Origin of the sequence: Rhizobium sp. CFBP 8762 (assembly GCF_014841565.1) — a bacterium.
In the GTDB taxonomy this organism is placed as follows: Bacteria; Pseudomonadota; Alphaproteobacteria; order Rhizobiales; family Rhizobiaceae; genus CFBP-8762.
Genome location: NZ_JACYUD010000002.1, coordinates 215,143 through 230,249 on the forward strand (window position 1 = coordinate 215,143; position 15,107 = coordinate 230,249).

The 15,107-nt window shown below is 56.7% G+C and carries 14 protein-coding genes; 8 read left to right on the top strand and 6 right to left on the bottom strand.

All coding sequences use genetic code 11. The annotated features are described in order from the left end of the window. Positions 1-8 precede the first annotated feature (8 nt). Positions 9-599 carry a malonic semialdehyde reductase gene (locus IFT84_RS06180; protein WP_192117796.1) on the top strand — a complete coding sequence of 197 codons (591 nt, stop codon included), beginning with the start codon at positions 9-11 and terminating at the stop codon, positions 597-599. Positions 600-618: 19 nt separating this feature from the next. Then, positions 619-1,134, top strand: a complete 516-nt coding sequence (locus tag IFT84_RS06185) for a flavin reductase (protein ID WP_192117797.1) — start codon at positions 619-621, stop codon at positions 1,132-1,134. Positions 1,135-1,140: 6 nt separating this feature from the next. Here IFT84_RS06185 and IFT84_RS06190 read toward each other — a convergent pair whose 3' ends face one another. After that, positions 1,141-2,133: an MDR family oxidoreductase gene (locus IFT84_RS06190; protein ID WP_192117798.1), complete on the bottom strand. Its 993-nt coding sequence runs from the start codon at positions 2,131-2,133 to the stop codon at positions 1,141-1,143. A gap of 228 nt (positions 2,134-2,361) precedes the next feature. Between IFT84_RS06190 and IFT84_RS06195 the strand changes: the two genes are divergently transcribed. After that, positions 2,362-3,495 carry a GGDEF domain-containing protein gene (locus IFT84_RS06195; protein WP_192117799.1) on the top strand — a complete coding sequence of 378 codons (1,134 nt, stop codon included), beginning with the start codon at positions 2,362-2,364 and terminating at the stop codon, positions 3,493-3,495. Here the strand turns inward: IFT84_RS06195 and IFT84_RS06200 are convergent. From IFT84_RS06200 to IFT84_RS06220, 5 genes are all read right to left on the bottom strand, one after another. Beyond that, positions 3,492-4,436, bottom strand: a complete 945-nt coding sequence (locus IFT84_RS06200) for a substrate-binding domain-containing protein (protein WP_192117800.1) — start codon at positions 4,434-4,436, stop codon at positions 3,492-3,494. The two genes, IFT84_RS06195 and IFT84_RS06200, sit on opposite strands and share 4 nt — an antisense overlap. A 67-nt stretch (positions 4,437-4,503) precedes the next feature. Beyond that, positions 4,504-5,499 carry an ABC transporter permease gene (locus IFT84_RS06205; RefSeq protein WP_192117801.1) on the bottom strand — a complete coding sequence of 332 codons (996 nt, stop codon included), beginning with the start codon at positions 5,497-5,499 and terminating at the stop codon, positions 4,504-4,506. Positions 5,500-5,642: 143 nt separating this feature from the next. Further along, positions 5,643-7,160: a sugar ABC transporter ATP-binding protein gene (locus tag IFT84_RS06210; protein ID WP_192117802.1), complete on the bottom strand. Its 1,518-nt coding sequence runs from the start codon at positions 7,158-7,160 to the stop codon at positions 5,643-5,645. Continuing rightward, positions 7,157-8,332 carry a Gfo/Idh/MocA family protein gene (locus tag IFT84_RS06215; protein ID WP_192117803.1) on the bottom strand — a complete coding sequence of 392 codons (1,176 nt, stop codon included), beginning with the start codon at positions 8,330-8,332 and terminating at the stop codon, positions 7,157-7,159. Before IFT84_RS06215 ends, IFT84_RS06210 begins: the two co-directional genes overlap by 4 nt. A 56-nt stretch (positions 8,333-8,388) precedes the next feature. Further along, entirely contained in the window at positions 8,389-9,444 is a 1,056-nt protein-coding gene (locus tag IFT84_RS06220; protein ID WP_192117804.1) for a sugar phosphate isomerase/epimerase family protein, read from the bottom strand. 334 nt (positions 9,445-9,778) lie between these two features. On the opposite strand from IFT84_RS06220, the gene cyoA reads away from it, so the two are divergent. The 5 genes from cyoA to IFT84_RS06245 all read left to right on the top strand — a co-directional run bounded on the left by cyoA (position 9,779) and on the right by IFT84_RS06245 (position 14,998). Beyond that, complete coding sequence (gene cyoA / locus IFT84_RS06225) at positions 9,779-11,050, top strand: ubiquinol oxidase subunit II (RefSeq protein WP_192117805.1); 1,272 nt, start codon at positions 9,779-9,781, stop codon at positions 11,048-11,050. Positions 11,051-11,091: 41 nt separating this feature from the next. Next, positions 11,092-13,098: a cytochrome o ubiquinol oxidase subunit I gene (gene cyoB / locus IFT84_RS06230; RefSeq protein ID WP_192117806.1), complete on the top strand. Its 2,007-nt coding sequence runs from the start codon at positions 11,092-11,094 to the stop codon at positions 13,096-13,098. 1 nt (position 13,099) lies between these two features. Further along, a complete protein-coding gene (gene cyoC / locus IFT84_RS06235) occupies positions 13,100-13,759 on the top strand; it encodes a cytochrome o ubiquinol oxidase subunit III (RefSeq protein WP_192117807.1) in 660 nt (219 codons plus the stop codon). Further along, entirely contained in the window at positions 13,756-14,169 is a 414-nt protein-coding gene (cyoD, locus tag IFT84_RS06240) for a cytochrome o ubiquinol oxidase subunit IV (RefSeq protein WP_192117808.1), read from the top strand. Before cyoC ends, cyoD begins: the two co-directional genes overlap by 4 nt. A gap of 61 nt (positions 14,170-14,230) precedes the next feature. Then, entirely contained in the window at positions 14,231-14,998 is a 768-nt protein-coding gene (locus tag IFT84_RS06245; protein ID WP_192117809.1) for an SURF1 family protein, read from the top strand. Positions 14,999-15,107 lie beyond the last annotated feature (109 nt).

A 15,107-nucleotide genomic window follows, 5' to 3' on the forward strand; every position in this document is an offset into this window, starting at 1 on the left:
CTCCTAAAATGACGCATAAACTTGACGACCTGACACTGGCGGCCCTGTTTACCGAAGCCCGCTCCCACAATGGCTGGACTGATGCGCCGGTAAGCGATGAGCAGCTACACCAGTTGTACGAGCTTACGAAAATGGGGCCGACCTCGGCCAACTGCTCGCCTGCCCGTTTCGTATTTGTGCGCACGGCGGAGGGGCGCGAAAAGCTGAAACCGGCTCTGTCCTCCGGCAATCTGGACAAGACGCTGAGTGCGCCGGTCACGGTCATCGTCGCCATGGATCGGGAGTTCTATAACAAGCTTCCGGACCTGTTTCCCCATGCGGATGCCCGTTCGTGGTTTACGTCCAGCCCGGCAGTGGCGGAAGAAACCGCGTTCCGCAATGCGACCCTTCAAGCGGGCTATCTGATCATGGCAGCCCGTGCGCTTGGTCTTGATACCGGCCCCATGTCAGGATTCGACAAGGCGAAAGTGGACGACGCCTTCTTCGAGGGCACCCATTGGGCGTCCACCATGTTGATCAATCTTGGTCACGGCAATACGTCGAAGGTGTTTGCTCGCCTGCCCCGTCTGCCGTTTGATGAAGCCTGCGTGCTGGCCTGAACCGTCCAAGGAGACAGATATGAATATGCAGACGCCTCTGCCGGTTCGCGAAATTGATGACGAAGCCCGTAGACTGGAGTTTCGCAATGCCATGGCGCGTCTGGGTGCTGCGGTGAACATTGTGACCACCGATGGAGGGGCTGGTCGGGCAGGCTTTACGGCGTCAGCCGTGTGCAGCGTAACCGATAGTCCACCATCGCTGCTGGTATGCCTCAATCGCAGTGCCTCGGTGTACCCAACCGTCAGCGCCAATCAGGTTCTGTGCGTCAACGTGCTGGAAAGCGGCCATGAAGAGTTGTCACGTCTGTTCGGTGGAAAAACACCGCAGGCGGAACGGTTCGAAGCGGCGGACTGGTCGACGCTCGAAACTGGATCACCCGTACTGACCGACGCCCTCATTTCGTTCGACTGCCGCATCACGACCGTTACCCAGGCAGGAACGCATGATGTCATGATCTGCGAAGTGGATGGCATTCGCGTGCGGGATGAAGGCAAGGCTCTGGTCTATTTCGACCGCAGCTACCATCATATCTGATCGTTCTCAGGCGTTGACGTCGATCACGACCCGCCCCTGAATCCGTCCTGCCAGAATATCCTCTGCCAGTTCCGGCAAGCGGGACATAGGCTCCACGCGCGTCATCAAAGCAAGTTTGGCAGGGGCCAGATCCGCAGCAAGGCGCGACCATGCGGACAGGCGTTTCTCCATGGGGGCCAGAACCGAGTCGATCCCGAGCAAGGCCACCCCGCGCAGAATAAAGGGTATGACGGTTCCGTTCAGGTCAGCGCCACCGGCCAGACCGCAGGCGCTGACAGCCCCGCCCCGGGCCGTCTGCGCAAGCGCATTGACAAGCGTGGTCGAACCGACGGAATCCACCACACCTGCCCAGCGCTCCGTTTGCGCAGGCGCGCCAGCGGCATCCAGTTCGGCGCGATCGACAAAGGCCGTCGCACCGAGCGACCGGAGATACGCATGGGTTTGCGGCCTGCCGGTGGATGCTGTGACCTTCATGCCGAGCGCAGCCAGCAGACTGACGGCCACAGAACCCACGCCCCCGGCGGCTCCCGTTACCAGCACCTCCGATTGAGGTGCCAACGCACCCCATTTCACCAAAGCATCGACACACAGAGCCGCTGTATATCCGGCCGTGCCAATTGCTGCCGCATCCTGCAACGAGAAAACGTCGGGTATGCGCACCAGCCACTCCGCTTTCACGCGTTGCTTTTGCGTGTAACCGCCGTGAAACCGCTCGGACAGACCCCAGCCGTTGACGGTGACCCGATCTCCTGATTTCCACTCTGGGTTGCGAGACTCGATAACCGTTCCTGCCAGATCGATGCCACCGATCAGAGGTGAGCGGCGGGCGATACGATTGCGGCCCGTCAGCGCCATTCCATCCTTATAATTGATGGTCGAGAATGCGACCTCAACAAGGACGTCGAGGTCATCGAGCTGATCCAGTGTCATCGTCCGCAATTCGGCTTGCTGGCCTTTGTCTGTATCTGTGATGACCATGGCGTTGAAAGATTGTGTCATTTTTTCACCGGTTCGTTGACAGGATGAATCATGCCAGCAGCTTACTACGAAATTGACATTTGGCGACAAAAACCCCGCTGAATGGAACCCCGCTATGAACTTGACAATACTGGTCAGGCAAGGCTAACACAGGGTATAAAGATAAAATACTATTCAATTTTTGATTGTATTCAGCCTATTTCAATCGATGCCAATTGCGTCCAGAACCCGTTATGTAGGACTGATCTTATGGGTATTGCCGACCTCCTAACCGCGTTCATACGGGTCCTGGGACTGGCGGCATTGATGGTCTACGGCTATTCCTGGCTTCTTCGGTTGGTTCACGGCACCTGGTTCCGCAATCTTGCTGTGGGCGGGCTGTTCGGCCTCGGCGGAATGCTGACGATGAATGACCCGCTGGAGTTGTCGTCCGGTGTGTTTTACGATGGTCGAAATGTGCTTTTGGCGCTGGCTCCCATGTACAGCGGCATTTGGGGCGCTGTCGTCGCTGCCCTGATCATGGCGGCATTCCGTATTTACATGGGCGGCGTAGGCCTGATGCCCGGCCTCATCGGCATGGTGTCCGTCGTTTCGGTCGGCTATCTGGTATCACGTATTCCAAAGCGTTATCTTCCGGGCGAACTGCAGCGGTCGTTCGCTTTGGCCGCAAGTGTCGGGGCCTGTGTCATGATCGTCATCTTTGCCAACCACATACTCAATACTGCGGCGCTGCGCGGCTATATTTCACCGGTGATTATGGCCAACATGATCGGGGTGCTCGTGCTCGGCGATTTCTTTCGCCGCGAAATGGCGCGGCTGCGCGTCTTTCAGGTCCTGCAACAGGAAGCAACGGTTGATCCATTGACCAATCTTCGCAACCGACGCGGGTTTGAGACCGCGGCCAGCCAATGTCTTCACCATTTGCCCCGCACGAGCGCGTGCTCCGTCATCATGCTGGATATCGATCACTTCAAGCATGTGAACGACACCTTCGGTCATGATGCCGGCGACAAGGTTCTGGTTGCCGTTGCAGGCCTGATTTCCGGCGGTGTGCGGCAAAGCGATATCGTGGCACGATATGGCGGAGAGGAGGTCGCGATCCTGATGCCCGGGACCCGCAGCCACGATGCGGTCAACGTTGCCGAGAAAGTGCGAAGCTTGATTGAACAAGCGTCGTTCGAAACCGAATACGGAACCGTTCGTGTCACGGCCAGCCTTGGTGTCGCTGCAGTGGAGACCGGTGTGCTTGACATCGGCAGTGCCATCAAAGCGGCGGACGAAGCGCTCTATCGGGCCAAATCTCGCGGACGAAACCGCGTCGAACGGTTCGACGCGGTTTCCGTTTCAGAGCGTTTGTTCACACAACAAGCGCCAGCTGCTTAGAATGGTGAATCCGGGAAGTAGTATTCAGACGCGTTGTCCTTTGTCACCAAGGTTGCATCCAGCGTAAAGCTTCCACGAACCGGCAGTTGGTCGTAGAAATTCGCGGCTGTCAGTTCCATCGCGGTTGCAATCATCGACGGTGGATACAGCACGTCAACCGGGATCATCGCATCGCCATCGGCAACCTTCTTGATCATGTCCTTCATGCCAGCACCGCCGACCACGAATTTAATATCGGTGCGCTTGGCCTGCTGAATGGCTTCCAGAACACCAACGGCCATATCGTCATCCTGACACCAGACGGCATCGATCTTCTGGTGCTTGGACAAGTAGTCCTGCATGACCTTGAACGCATCATCACGAGACCAGTTGCCGAACTGACGATCCAGAACTTTGATCTCGCTGCCTTTGATACCCTCGTCAAAACCCTTTTGACGCTCTTCATCAATCACGATCGGAAGACCACGGATGACGACGACATCACCGGATTTCAATGTGTCCTTAATGTACTGCCCTGCTACGCGACCCAGCTCGAAATTGTTTCCGGCCACGTAGAGGTCCTGAATTTTCGGATCGGACAGCGCACGGTCCACCACCGTGACAAAGACGCCCTTGTCCTTTACCTGCCGGATCGGGTCGGTCAGTTCGTCGGAATTGTGCGGCAATGTTACCAGCGCGTTGATGCCCTGCGTTGTCAGGTCTTCCAGCGCATTCGCCTGAGAAGCACCGTCCGGCGATGTTTTCAGAATAATTTTCAGGCCCGGATACCGCGCCTCCAATTTGGTCTTTGCCTGTTCGGCGTGGTACACCACACCGCCAGTCCAGCCATGGTCAGCGGCAGGAATAGAAACGGCCATCGTTACCGATTTATCCTGCGCATGCGCCATACCAAAAGCAGAGGCCATTGCCGCCGCTGCCAGTCCTATTACAAGTTTCCGCATCTTCTCTCTCCCGTTTGGGGCCATTGGTTCAGTGCGACTGGCCCCATGGCCGCACCGATCCGCCGTCTTACCTGCGCGCAAGCGAGCGCTGGATAAGCATGGCAATGATGATGATGGCACCCTGTACCGCGCCGATCAGATATTCGCTGACAAGATCGGACAGCACCATGATGTTGCCGACCAGTTCCAGGATCAGCGCACCACAGACGGTGCCCCAGATGCGCCCGACACCACCGCGCAGCGCGGTGCCACCAATGACGACAGCCGTGATAGCCTGCAACTCCCAAAGCAGGCCGGTGGTGGGTGTAGCTGCACCCAACCGTGGCACGTAAACCAGCACGGCGATGGCGACACAGATGCCCTGAATGACATAGGTCATGGTCCGCACACGATTGACCGAAACGCCGGAATAGCGTGCGACATCCTCGTTCGAACCCACGGCCATAACGTGCCGGCCAAACCGCGTACGGTAGAGAATAAACGCACCAATGGCCGCGACCACCAGGATAACGATAACAGGAATTGGAACCCCTGCCACGCTGCCGAAATACACCGGTCGATAGGCCGCGCGTAGCGCCTGCGACTTCATCGGGATCGATCCGCCCTCGGCCAAATAAATCGTCAGCGCCCGAAAGATGCCCATGGTGCCAAGCGTTACGATAAAAGGCTCGATCCGCCCAAGCGTGGTCATCAGTCCGTTTGCCAGCCCGCACAGGCCACCGATACCAAGTGCTATCAGCATCGCGACACCCAGCAGCGCATAATCTCCCGTCACAGTGCCCGTGTTCATAAACAGGATCATTGTCCCCGCCACAAACGCCGCCATGGAGCCCACCGACAGGTCCAGCCCACCGGCGGAAATGACGAAGGTCGCGCCAATTGCGATGATGGCGATGAAGGCACTGCGCGTCAGCACGTTCAAAAGATTATCGATACCGAGGAAGTTGGTGTTGACCAGCGCTCCCAAAAGAAACAGCACGGCCAAGGCAAAAAACGGCGCAACGGCACGCAGGTCTATATTGGCGAAAGCCCGGCGCGGTGCCGCGGTCGTATTGGTACTCATGTTTTGCCCGCAATCATTGCGGCCTCCCAAATGTGATAGGCAGTGGCGTGCACCCACACCGTCCCTCGACCAAAACGGTTCAGAACACCTTGTTTGTCGCATTGTCCAGACGTGAAAACCTTTCAGTTTTCACTGGAAATGCTCTACGCGCTCAATTGTGTCAGCTGGTTTGCTCCCGTTGCCAGCATAACGATGTCGTCTTCATTCATTCGCTCGCCCGCAACCTCCCCGGCAATCTCACCGTTGCGCATGACGATGATGCGGTCGCATATGCCAATCAGTTCCGGCATCTCCGATGATATGACAATGACCGATTTTCCCGAGTGCGCAAGTTCTGCAATAAAACGATAAATCTGCTCCTTGGTGCCGATATCAATGCCACGCGTTGGCTCGTCGATGACGACAATATCGGGCTGTAAAAGCATCATCTTTGCCAGCAGCAATTTCTGCTGGTTTCCGCCGGATAACTGTCCGGCATTCATCTCACGATTGCCCGTGCGAATATCGAAATCGGTAAAAGCCTGGTCCAGCGCCTGCTTTTCGTGGGACTTATCGATGAGAAACCCACGCACAAAACGGTTAAGACCGGCAAGTGTCAGGTTGATGGTAAGGTTCTGGCCGAGAAGCAGGCCTTTGCCCTTCCGGTCCTCACTCAGATACACAATGCCCGCAGCCATGCTGTCCTTCACGCTGCGGAAATGAACGGGCCGGCCATGCAACGTTACGGACGCGCTCGCGCTACGCAGGCCCAGCACACCTTCCATCAGCTCCGTGCGCCCTGCGCCCACCAGTCCGCCAAACCCGAGGATCTCCGCGCGCCGTAAGGCAAAAGAAGCGTCGCGCACATAGCCGGGGACCGAGGCATTCTTGACGTCCAGAACGATATCCTGCTCTGCGGTCTGCGCACGGTCGGGATAAAGCTTGTTGACATCACGCCCCACCATCAGGCGGGCCATGTCCCCCGCATCCAGTTCGCTGGCGTCATAGGTGCCAACCCGTCGGCCGTCCCGCAACACCGTCACCCGGTCGGCAATGGTTTTGACCTCCGGAAGGCGGTGGGAAATGTAGAGAACAGCCGCACCCTTGTCGCGAATGCCTGCAATAACTTTGAGCAACGCATCCGTTTCCGTGGTCGTCAGCGATGCCGTCGGCTCGTCGAAGATCACCACGCTGTGTGGCACGGCCAGAGCCCGTGCTATCTGCACAAGCTGGCGCTGGGCAATCGACAGGCGGTTGACGACAGTGTTGGGATCAATATCCGCGCCAAGCCCAAGCACGGCCTCATGCGCCTTCGCCGACATGAACCGATCATCCAGCGTCAGGCCGTTCCGGACTTCACGGCCCAAAAAAATATTTTGCGCCACCGTCAAATCCGGTGCCAGCAGAATTTCCTGATGGACCAGCACGATGCCCCGGCTCTCCGCATCGACTGGGCCGCGGAAGGTAACCTCCGCGCCGCCCATGGCCAAAGAGCCGCTCGTCGGCGACAGGTGCCCGGACAGAATTTTCATGAAGGTGGATTTGCCCGCACCATTCTCGCCGATAATGGCGTGGACTTCACCTGATCGTAGCGACAGATCAATGCCCTTCAACACCTCCACCGGCCCGAAACTACGGCTGATCTGGCGTGCCTCCAGCAGGGGAACGAGCATGTCGCTCATGGCAGCTTTGTCCAGACATTGCCATTTTGCGAGGATGCAACAGCGGCCTCAATGAATTGCATGCCTTTCAAACCATCATAGACGGATGGGAAGGTAACATCCGCCGCTGCCTTGCCGCCCGTGCGTGCAGCGCGGATAGCAGCCGCAATCTCGCTGTAGATATTGGCAAATCCTTCCAGATACCCTTCAGGATGACCGCCGGGAATGCGGCTCATGCGGCTCGCCTCGTCCCACGCCCCCGCGCCGCCACGGGTCAAAAGCTGCTTGGGCTCGCCAAAGCGCGTGAACCACAGGTAATTCGGGTCCGCCTGCACCCATTCCAGCCCGGCCTTGGTGCCAAAAACGCGAAGCTTCAACTGGTTTTCATTGCCCACGGCCACCTGACTCGCCCAGAGATGGCCTTTGGCTCCGCCCTTGAACCGCAACAGGATCTGTACGTCGTCATCCAGCAGCCGCCCTTCAACAAACGTCGTGAGGTCCGCCAGAAGCTGGTCCAGTTCCAGCCCCGTGACAAAACTCGCCAGATTATAGGCATGGGTGCCGATATCTCCGATGCACCCGCCCGCGCCAGAGCGTTTGGGGTCTGTGCGCCACTCCGCCTGCTTGCTACCGGAGGCTTCCGCCCTGGTTGCCAGCCAGTCCTGCGGGTACTCCACCTGTACCACACGAATGTCGCCCAACTCGCCCTGATCGACCATGGCCTTGGCCTGCCGGATCATGGGATAGCCGGTATAGTTGTGTGTGAGGGCGAAAATCTTTCCGGATTGCTCTGCGAGAGACACCAGTTCGCGGGCTTCCTCCACCGTCGTCGTGATCGGCTTATCGCAGATGACATGAATGCCCGCGTTCAAAAACGCTTTTGCAGCAGGTGCGTGCATGTGGTTGGGCGTTACAATCGACACCGCCTCAATACCATCCGGTCGCGCGGCTTCGGCCTTTGCCATCTCCTCAAACGAGGCGTAGCTGCGATCCGCCGCGATACCAAGATCAGCGGCAGATGCCATGGCGCGTTCAGGGTCTGACGATAAAGCGCCCGCGACCAGATCGTACTGATCATCCAGACGCGCTGCTATACGGTGGACGGCGCCGATAAAGGCCCCTTGTCCGCCGCCAACCATGCCAAGGCGTATTTTGCCGGATGCTGTCGTCTGCTTGCTGCCTTCAATCGTCATGCTATCTTCCTGATCACAATAGAGTCATGGAGCTGGGGTTATGCAGCCGCAGATGCTCAGGATAGACCAAGCATCTTTCGGTTGGCCGCGTCATCGGTGCCAGCACCGGCGAAATCGTCAAACGCGTGTTCCGTCACACGAATGATATGCGCGTCGATGAAGGCCGCACCTTCTCGCGCACCGTCTTCCGGATGCTTCAATGCGCATTCCCATTCCAGCACAGCCCAACTATCGTAATCATAGGCCGTCAACTTCGAGAAGATTGCGCTGAAATCCACCTGCCCATCACCCAGCGAACGGAAGCGCCCCGCACGATCCACCCAGTTCTGGAACCCACCGTAAACGCCCTGCCGGCCCGTGGGATTGAACTCCGCATCCTTGACGTGAAACGCTTTAATCCGCTCATGGTAAATATCGATGTAATCAAGATAATCGAGCTGTTGCAGCACGAAATGGGACGGATCATACAGCAGGTTGGCCCGCTTGTGATTGCCGACACGCTGCAGAAACATCTCGTAGGAAATGCCGTCATGCAGATCTTCACCCGGGTGAATTTCATAGCAGATATCGACGCCGTTCTCTTCCGCTTCATTCAACAGCGGGTGCCAGCGCTTGGCAAGCTCATCGAAGGCGGCCTCGACGAGGCCGGCTGGGCGCTGCGGCCACGGGTAGACGTAGGGCCATGCCAGAGCGCCGGAAAATGTCGCATGGGCATGAAGCCCAAGATGGCGTGAGGCGCGCAGCGCGCGCTTGACCTGATCGACTGCCCATTCCTGTCGCGCAGCCGGGTTGCCTCTCACCTCCGGTGCCGCAAATCCATCAAATGCCGCGTCATAGGCCGGATGAACGGCAACGAGCTGCCCTTGCAAATGCGTGGAAAGCTCGGTGATCTCCAGCCCGTGGGCCTTTGCTGTTCCGGCAATTTCATCGCAATAATCGCGGCTTTCGGATGCTTTCGTCAGATCAAACAGGCGTAAATCCCATGTCGGAATCTGAACGCCTTTATAGCCGAGAGACGCTGCCCAGGCGCAGATGGAATCGAACGAATTGAATGGTTCGGCATCGCCCGCGAACTGTGCGAGAAAGATACCTGGTCCCTTGATGGTCTTCATGCTGTCCTCCGGTCCCATCCTGCCAGCGGACGCTGGCCGTCAATACCCTGTAACCAGCGCGGCAAGCATGCTGGCTTAGTCCTCCAGCGATCAAGCTAGCGGCGAACGCTGAGGTACGCAACTCATTTTGTAAACAAAACCGGTACTTAAAATTTTCATCGTAAAACATCGGTATCAAGGCGATGCCAGACGCGCGTGATTCAAGAGTCATATCTGCACTGTCACGGTATTAGACCGGGATAATTTTGCGGTGCGGCGAAAAACCTCATTCCACATTTGATAATTATCTATTAGTTGCAGGTGTCTCGCAACAAATCGAGTGCTCAAAGTGCGTATGCCATCAAAATTGACTGCCCTGATTCTGCTCCCCCTCCTGTCCGTTCTCGCGGGCTGTAACTGGGTTGTGATGCAGCCTTCCGGCGATATCGCTGTGCAGCAACGGGACCTGATCGTCGTGTCCACGCTGCTGATGCTCGTTATCGTGCTGCCAGTGTTTCTTCTCATCCTGTTTTTCGCCTGGCGGTATCGCGCTACCAATGAAAAAGCAAAGTATGATGCCGACTGGCACCATTCGACGCGTCTAGAAGTCGTGATCTGGTCTGCGCCGCTGGCGATTATTATTGTGCTTGGCAGCATCACCTGGATTGCAACGCACAAGCTTGATCCATACCGGCCGCTGGACCGTATCGATGCCGAGCGCCCGGTGAGCGATGACGTGAAACCATTGAATGTCGAGGTTGTTGCGCTCGATTGGAAGTGGATGTTCGTGTATCCCGATTATGGCATTGCGACGATCAACGAGATGGCTGCACCGGTTGATGTGCCAATCAACTTCAAAATAACGTCATCTTCCATCATGAACTCGTTCTACGTTCCAGCTCTCGCTGGCCAGATTTATGCGATGCCGGGAATGCAGACCAAGCTGCATGCCGTGATCAACAAAGAAGGCGTGTTCGACGGTTTCTCCGCAAACTACAGCGGCGATGGCTTCTCCCACATGCGCTTCAAGTTCCACGGCGTGAGCAACGAAGGTTTCGAGCAGTGGGTGGCAAAGGTCAAGGCGAGCGACGTGACGCTCGGACGTGATGAATATCGTGTTCTGGAAAGGCCCAGCGAGAAAGAGCCTGTGCGCTATTTCAGCAGCGTAGAGCCAAATCTGTTTGATGCCGTCGTCAACCTCTGTGTCGATCCTTCCAAGATGTGCATGAAGGACATGATGCACATCGACATGATGGGCGGCGGCGGCACGGAGAGCGCCGAAAACATCAAGAAGCTGGAATATGATAACCGCCATGCGCAGGGAGGCGAAGACGCGCCGGGCGCAACATACCCGGCGACCGAGCGCCCCGCCCGTGGCGAAGCCGATCAGGGCCAGGAGCCGAAGGCTTTGACGCCCGGTGCTGGCGAACCGCAAGACAAGATCGATGGCACATCGGAGCATCAGGGACATTCCATGGACAACATGGATATGAACGGCTCCGGCGGCCACGAGGGTCATGGCACCCAGGATAGCAAGACTGATCCCCAAACGGGGGATGGCGAAGTAACGCCTCAGGTGGACCAGAATGGTCCTGCTCCGGCGCAGCTCAATAACAATAAGAACTAGGCCTTCCAGCCAACACTGTAATAACCAGGACAGAGGCAGTTATGTTTTCAGATCCGGACCTTTTGAAGTTCATCTTCGGACGGCTCACCCTTGGGGCCATCCCGCTCCACGAACCCATTGTTGTCGTAACCGGTATCGTGGTTGCGCTCGGCGGCCTGACGCTTGTCGGTGCCCTCACCTATTTCAAGCTCTGGGGCTACCTGTGGCGTGAGTGGTTCACCAGTGTCGATCACAAGAAGGTCGGCATTATGTACATCATCCTCGCTTTGGTGATGTTGATGCGCGGCTTTGCCGATGCGATCATGATGCGCCTTCAACAGGCGATTTCGTCCGGGGGGAGCGAAGGGTTTCTGAACGCCCATCACTACGATCAGATTTTCACGGCGCACGGCGTGATCATGATCTTTTTCGTCGCCATGCCGCTTGTGACGGGTATGATGAACTTCGTCGTGCCGCTCCAGATCGGTGCGCGTGACGTATCTTTCCCGTTCCTGAACAATTTCAGCTTCTGGATGACCGCAGCTGGCGTGATCCTCATGAACATGTCGTTGTTCATCGGTGAATTTGCACGCACCGGCTGGCTGGCGTACCCACCATTGTCGGGCGGCGATTACAGCCCGGGCGTGGGTGTCGATTATTACATATGGTCACTGCAAGTGGCGGGCGTCGGAACGTTGCTATCGGGTATCAACCTGATTGTGACCATCGTCAAAATGCGCGCTCCCGGCATGACGATGATGAAGATGCCGATTTTCTGCTGGACCTCGCTCTGCACCAACATTCTGATCGTTGCGGCCTTCCCAATCCTGACGGCAACGCTGACGCTGCTGTCGCTCGACCGGTACGTTGGCACGCACTTCTTCACCAATGATCTTGGTGGCAACCCGATGATGTATATCAACCTCATATGGATCTGGGGTCACCCGGAGGTGTACATTCTGATCCTCCCGGCTTTCGGTATCTTCTCGGAAATCGTAGCAACATTCTGCCGCAAGCGCTTGTTTGGCTATAACTCCATGGTTTACGCCACGGTCGTTATCACCATCCTGTCCTATCTCGTGTGGTTGCACCACTTCTTCACCATGGGCTCTGGCGCCAGCGTCAACTCGTTCTTCGGTATCACCACGATGATTATTTCGATCCCGACAGGGGCCAAGATATTCAACTGGCTGTTTACGATGTACAAGGGCCGCATCAAGTTCGATGTGCCGATGTTGTGGACCATGGGCTTTATGGTCACCTTCATCTTTGGCGGCATGACCGGCGTTCTGCTGGCCGTTCCTCCGGCAGACTTCGTGCTGCACAACAGTCTGTTCCTCATCGCGCACTTCCACCATGTTATCATTGGCGGCGTCGTGTTCGGTATGTTTGCAGGCATGACCTACTGGTTCCCGAAGGCGTTCGGCTTCAAGCTTGATCCCTTCTGGGGCAAGATGTCCTTCTGGTTCTGGATCGTCGGTTTCCACTTCGCCTTTATCCCGCTTTACTTCTTGGGGTTGATGGGTGTTACCCGCCGTCTGAGCCAGTTTGAAGACACGTCGATGCAGATCTACTTCATCACGGCTGCCTTCGGTGCGTTCCTGATCTTCCTCGGCATCCTGTCGTTCATCATTCAGGTGGCCGTGTCGATCCTGCGTCGCGATCAGTTGCGCGATACAACGGGCGATCCTTGGGACGGGCGTACATTGGAGTGGTCGACGTCGTCGCCACCGCCTGCCTACAACTTCGCGTTCTCTCCCAACATCCATGAGCTGGATAGCTGGAACGACATGAAGAAGCGCGCCTATGAACGGCCGGTGAAGGGCTTCCGTCCCATCCACATGCCAAAGAATACCGGCACCGGCGTCATTCTTTCCGCCCTGAGTGTGGTGATGTGCTTCGGCCTGATCTGGTACATGTGGTGGATGGCCGCGCTTGGTGCCGCTGCAATTCTGATCGTATCGATTGCGCACACCTTCAACTACGACCAGGACTTTTACATTCCTGAGGAAGAGGTTGTGCGTACGGAAGACAAGCGCACCGCCCTTCTGGCAAAGCAGGTAGCATAAAATGTCAAACTCGACTGCACCAAGCGCCAATACGAGTGAAGCTGTCCGCTTCTACATAGAAGAGGACGAGCACGCTCACGCCAGTGATGGCCATGATGATGGCCATGATGGCGGTACGGCACTCGGCTTCTGGATTTACCTGATGAGCGATTGCCTCATCTTTGCGATCCTGTTTGCCACCTATGCTGTTATCGGGCGCAATTATGCGGCTGGCCCCTCGCCAGCCGACCTTTTCGATCTTCGGCTGATCCTCGTTTCGACCTTCATGCTGTTGTTCTCGTCCATCACCTATGGCTTTTCCATGCTGGCGATGGAAAAGAACAATCTCAAGGGAACCATGGTCTGGCTTGCGGCCACATTCCTGTTTGGCGCTGCATTCCTTTGTTTGGAATTCTACGAGTTCTATCACCTGTTCCACGAAGGTGCGACGCCGCAGCGCAGCGGCTTCCTGTCAGCCTTCTTCGCACTGGTGGGCACTCACGGATTGCACGTTGCATTCGGCCTGATCTGGATGGCCGTGTTGATGGCTCAGCTCAAGATGCGGGGCCTGATCGGTGCGAACAAGCGCCGCCTGATGTGTCTGAGCATGTTCTGGCACTTCCTCGACGTTATCTGGATCGGTGTATTTTCGGTCGTCTACCTTATGGGAGTTATCGGATGAGTTCCGAAGCACACAGCAACGTCCATGAAGGACCGTACGACCAGAAACATCAGCGGCATGACGATGGCCATGGTCATGCCGGTCACGGCACCATGAAAAGCTACGTGATCGGGTTTGTACTGTCGGTTATCCTCACAGTCATCCCGTTCTGGCTGGTGCTGGGAGACGTGCTCACCAGCAAGCAGGCAACTGTGTTTGCGATCATGATTCTGGGTGTGGTGCAGATCGTCGTGCACATGATCTACTTCCTGCACATGAACACAAAATCGGAAGGTGGATGGACCATGATGGCGCTGATCTTTACGGTCGTCATCATTGCCATTTCGCTGATTGGTTCGCTGTGGGTCATGTATCACCTGAATACGAACATGATGCCGATGTCTCCTGAGATGATGCGTAACGTTCCATGATGGCAAAGCCGTTGCACGGCAACGTGCATTGGTGTTCAAACCGACGCAAAGACATTGTTTTATGAACGAGCCAACGGGTTCTGATTTGGATGGTGACAAGCCAACGACGCGACGCGGGCTTGTCACCTTCACGTTTTGCATTGGGTTCGTGGTTGCAGTGGTAACCTGCCTTGGTATCTGGCAGGTCCAGCGCCTGTCCTGGAAGCTCGATTTGATCGAAAGGGTGGACGCGCGAGTCGCTGCCCCTGCTGTGGCCGCACCACCGCCCAACGAGTGGAACGCGATCAATGCCGCCGATTCCGAATATCGGCACGTACGCTTAACCGGCACATTCCTGCACGACAAGGAAGCACAGGTCTACGCATTGACTGAACGAGGCGCAGGTTTCTGGGTGATGACGCCGTTGCAACGTGATGATGGAACGGTTGTTTTTATAAATCGCGGTTTCGTGCCCACCGATAGTCGCGACCCGGCCATACGGCCGGAAGGCAACGTGACGGGTGAGCAAACCATCACCGGCCTTTTGCGCTTGCCGGAAACAGGCGGCCTGTTTCTGCGCAAGAACAATCCCGGTGACGACCGTTGGTATATGCGAAACCCCGTTGAGCTTGCCGAGGCACGCGGCATCGGTAACGTAGCACCGTATTTTGTCGACGCCGATGACGCGCCAAACCCCGGTGGCCTTCCGATTGGCGGCATGACGCGAATCGTCTTTACCAACAATCATCTGGTCTACGCTATAACGTGGTTTGCCTTGGCGATTATGGGCACCGCGTTTATCATCTATGTCTGGCGTTCCGAACGCAAACGGCGCGGACCATCATCATAACGCCGGCGGGCTATTGAACTAATCCCCCGCTCATGACTTAATAGTCATATAGCGGGCTTCTTCCCCACAATCGTGCCCGGAAGAGGCCGCGAGACTGGTTACAGGGGGA

Bases quoted from the DNA above. Each gene is read 5' to 3' on its own strand.
- IFT84_RS06180 (WP_192117796.1), top strand. From the start codon at position 9: ATGACGCATAAACTTGACGACCTGACACTGGCGGCCCTGTTTACCGAA.
- IFT84_RS06185 (WP_192117797.1), top strand. From the start codon at position 619: ATGAATATGCAGACGCCTCTGCCGGTTCGCGAAATTGATGACGAAGCC.
- IFT84_RS06190 (WP_192117798.1), bottom strand. From the start codon at position 2,133: ATGACACAATCTTTCAACGCCATGGTCATCACAGATACAGACAAAGGC.
- IFT84_RS06195 (WP_192117799.1), top strand. From the start codon at position 2,362: ATGGGTATTGCCGACCTCCTAACCGCGTTCATACGGGTCCTGGGACTG.
- IFT84_RS06200 (WP_192117800.1), bottom strand. From the start codon at position 4,436: ATGCGGAAACTTGTAATAGGACTGGCAGCGGCGGCAATGGCCTCTGCT.
- IFT84_RS06205 (WP_192117801.1), bottom strand. From the start codon at position 5,499: ATGAGTACCAATACGACCGCGGCACCGCGCCGGGCTTTCGCCAATATA.
- IFT84_RS06210 (WP_192117802.1), bottom strand. From the start codon at position 7,160: ATGAGCGACATGCTCGTTCCCCTGCTGGAGGCACGCCAGATCAGCCGT.
- IFT84_RS06215 (WP_192117803.1), bottom strand. From the start codon at position 8,332: ATGACGATTGAAGGCAGCAAGCAGACGACAGCATCCGGCAAAATACGC.
- IFT84_RS06220 (WP_192117804.1), bottom strand. From the start codon at position 9,444: ATGAAGACCATCAAGGGACCAGGTATCTTTCTCGCACAGTTCGCGGGC.
- cyoA (WP_192117805.1), top strand. From the start codon at position 9,779: ATGCCATCAAAATTGACTGCCCTGATTCTGCTCCCCCTCCTGTCCGTT.
- cyoB (WP_192117806.1), top strand. From the start codon at position 11,092: ATGTTTTCAGATCCGGACCTTTTGAAGTTCATCTTCGGACGGCTCACC.
- cyoC (WP_192117807.1), top strand. From the start codon at position 13,100: ATGTCAAACTCGACTGCACCAAGCGCCAATACGAGTGAAGCTGTCCGC.
- cyoD (WP_192117808.1), top strand. From the start codon at position 13,756: ATGAGTTCCGAAGCACACAGCAACGTCCATGAAGGACCGTACGACCAG.
- IFT84_RS06245 (WP_192117809.1), top strand. From the start codon at position 14,231: ATGAACGAGCCAACGGGTTCTGATTTGGATGGTGACAAGCCAACGACG.